This window comes from Persicitalea sp., assembly GCF_041751555.1.
Taxonomy (GTDB): domain Bacteria; phylum Bacteroidota; class Bacteroidia; order Cytophagales; family Spirosomataceae; genus Persicitalea.
The window spans coordinates 1-3,018 of the sequence record NZ_JBGSXF010000450.1; the positions used below are offsets into that span (position 1 = coordinate 1).

General features: G+C 50.0%; 3 protein-coding genes and 1 pseudogene. 1 reads left to right on the forward strand and 3 read right to left on the reverse strand.

Translation table 11 applies throughout. From position 1 onward, the window contains the following. The 3 genes and pseudogenes from ACEW8P_RS15765 to ACEW8P_RS15775 form a co-directional block, all read right to left on the reverse strand. Window positions 1–323: pseudogene (locus ACEW8P_RS15765) on the reverse strand (hypothetical protein); the annotation flags it as partial. Window positions 324–425: 102 nt separating this feature from the next. Next, complete coding sequence (locus ACEW8P_RS15770; RefSeq protein ID WP_373514039.1) at window positions 426–1,346, reverse strand: FKBP-type peptidyl-prolyl cis-trans isomerase; 921 nt, start codon at window positions 1,344–1,346, stop codon at window positions 426–428. Between the two features lie 111 nt (window positions 1,347–1,457). Next, window positions 1,458–2,486, reverse strand: a complete 1,029-nt coding sequence (locus tag ACEW8P_RS15775; RefSeq protein WP_373514040.1) for a bifunctional oligoribonuclease/PAP phosphatase NrnA — start codon at window positions 2,484–2,486, stop codon at window positions 1,458–1,460. A gap of 185 nt (window positions 2,487–2,671) precedes the next feature. On the opposite strand from ACEW8P_RS15775, the gene ACEW8P_RS15780 reads away from it, so the two are divergent. Next, window positions 2,672–3,018: nucleoside-diphosphate kinase (locus tag ACEW8P_RS15780; protein WP_373514041.1), on the forward strand; the 347-nt coding region annotated here is incomplete at its 3' end.

Consider the following 3,018-nt stretch of genomic DNA (forward strand, 5'->3'; position numbering starts at 1 on the left):
GCCCGAACCGTTTTGTTCTGGCTTATTTCACTGCTATCGATAATGGCGCCATCCAGTCGCCTGGCTATGAACTTAATTTTTATTTCGTCACCAGCAGCAGTTTTGGGAGCACCGATGCCTTTTTCGATTATTTTGTAATACAAACCCTCCTCTGTGCGCTGAGCAGAAATATTGTTCTTGGCCAAGTATGCCCGAATCTCCTCGTCGTTCTGTGCCTTTTTATCGCTGCCGATCTGGTTCGACACATCCTTACAACCGAATAAGAAACTACCCAGCAGCAAAAAGATTACTAGTGTCCAGCTATGTTTTTTTAAAAAAATCATTAGAAAATCAGTTTGTCAGAAAAAAATTGGACGTTGAACCATTCAAAAAGTCCAACGTCCAAAGTCTAACGTCCAATGTCCATTGTCCGGTATCAAAATTATTTACTGCGGCGGCATTCCACCAGGCATGCCCTGATTGGAACCCGGAGGTGGTGTCGAGAAATCGACCAGTTCTACGTCGAACAGTAGCACCGAATTGGGCGGAATACCCTGGTTACCCTCAGTACCGTAGGCCAGCCCCGACGGGATAATCATCATCCGCTTCTCGCCTTTTTTCATCGACATGATGCCTTCTTCCCAGCCAGGAATCACCATTCCAACACCCACGCGGAAGTCGATGGGTTCGCCGTTGGTCTGTGGATTGCCTTTGGAACTATCGAATACCTCACCGTTGAGTAGTTTTCCGGTATAATGCACCTTCACGACATCACCCGCTTTGGGCGTTCCGCCCGAGCCGGGGCTTTCTACTACGTAGGCAAGGCCCGAATCCGTGCGCTGTATTTTTTCGTTTAGTTTATTGTCGGCGATGTACTTGTCGATTGTTTTGGCGTCGATGCCTTTCTGCGCCGCGCTCTCTTCGCCCTGTTTTTTCTGGAATTCCTCCGAAGTCTGAATGTCCAGTACTTTGACGGTAAACGACAAATCGGTTCCCTTCTTTACCATCGGAGGCATGGGCTGCATCATCTTGGCAAAAAGCGTGTCGGCACTCACGTAAAAAGTTGCGCTGTCGCCCACGGCCAACATCGCCAGTCCTTCTTCGAAACTACCCTTGAAAGGCGGCTCCTGCAGCACCAGTTTCACGGGCATATTCTCTTCGTAGGTATTGCGCAGGGTAGAGTCCTCACTATTCTTGAGAACGAGGTGGAAGCTCATTATTTCGCCCATTTTGGCTTTGCGGGCTTCTTCGTTGTGTTCGTGGAATTGGTACTTCAGGCCGTCTTCCGTCACCTGCATTCGGTATTTATTGCAGGCGGCGGCCAGGAAACAGATGCCCAGCACGAGGCCGATCGATTTGAGGTTCATTAGTTTTTGATTAATTAAAAAAATAGAATGGTTGATAGGTACTTGGCTAAAATAATAATTGCTATAACGCGCTTGCCCTAATTTTTGTGCAAAGGAAGTAAAAAAATGGGCTTATTTCTCCACACTCAAGAGTTGGGCTTTATAAAAAGGCAGGAATTTGATGAACAGCGCTACGGTATCGGCCAGCGACATCGTCGTGCGCCCACCCGAGGCGTTGCGGTGGCCACCGCCGTTGAAATGGGCGTTGGCTAGGTCACGCACTGAAAACTCGCCAAATGACCGAAACGAAATTTTGACTTCACCCTTGCGCTCAATGAACAGCGCCGACATCACCACATCCTCAATTTGCAATCCGTAGTTTACAATACCATCCGTATCGCCCGTGCCAGATTTGTACTTTTCCAGTTCAGCGGCGGTGAGGGTCATGTAGGCTGTTCGGTACTCGGGCAGGACGTGCAGGTTTTCGCTCAACACATGACCCAGTAGCTTTGTTCGCAACAGCGGCGAATTATCAAAAATCATCCGGTGAACCTTGTTGACTTCAAAACCCGTGCGCATCAGGCCAGCCACGGCCAGGTGAACTTCCGGCGTGGTGTTACCGTGCCGGAACGAGCCCGTATCGGTCATGATACCCGCGTAAAGGCACTCGGCCATGGGTACATCGAAAAAATCCGGGCCGTCTATTTCGGTGATAATTTGGTAAATCAATTGCGCCGTGGCTGCCGCTTCGGTGTCCCACACCATAATATCGGCAAAGGTTTCGGGTTCGATGTGGTGATCGACCAGTAGTTTGGTGGCCTGCGCCTCGTTGACCCAGCGGCCCAGTTCCTTCAAACGCGAAATGGCCGAAAAGTCCAGACAGCACACCAGCGTGGCGTCGTTAATGATTTCCTTACACTCTTTGGGTCTGGATTTGGATCCTTCATAGGTCAGTACCCGCTCGGCGGTGGGCATCCACAATAGGTTGACCGCGATGTCGGTAGGGCTGATTATTGTTACGCTGTGGCCTTTCTTCTCCAGGTACAAAGCCCAGCCCAGCGACGACCCCATCGCGTCGGCATCAGGGTCGCGGTGCATGGTGATTACTACTTTTTGGGGAGAAGTAAGCAGCGCCCGTAATTCGTCTATGGGTTGATTCACAATGAATTGTATTCGATAAAGGGAAGTGCGTTCGGCTGAGAAAGTCAGTAGAAGAGGGCCGAAAATCGGCAAACCGCCCGTGATAAGCGGACAAAAGTAGTAAAACTGGTGGGATTTGCGGCGTTCTGTCCGTTATATAAGGAATTTGCCTTAGTTTTGCGGCCAAATAAAATTTCGTATAGAGAATGTCAGAAAAAAAAACCTTTACTATGATTAAGCCCGGCGCGGTTGCGGATGGCAACACGGGCGCTATCATAAAGATGATCGAGGAAGCAGGCTTCAAAATCGTGGCCATAAAAAAAACGCTGCTCAGTAGCGAGCGGGCGGGCGAATTCTACGCTGTTCACAAAGAGCGACCCTTTTACAACGACCTTTGCCAGTACATGTCGTCGGGAGCCATCGTGCCGATGATTTTGGAGAAAGACAACGCCGTGACGGACTTCCGTACGCTCATCGGTGCCACCAACCCGGCCAACGCCGATGAAGGGACCATCCGTAAGCTATTTGCCAAATCCATCGAAGCCAACGCCAT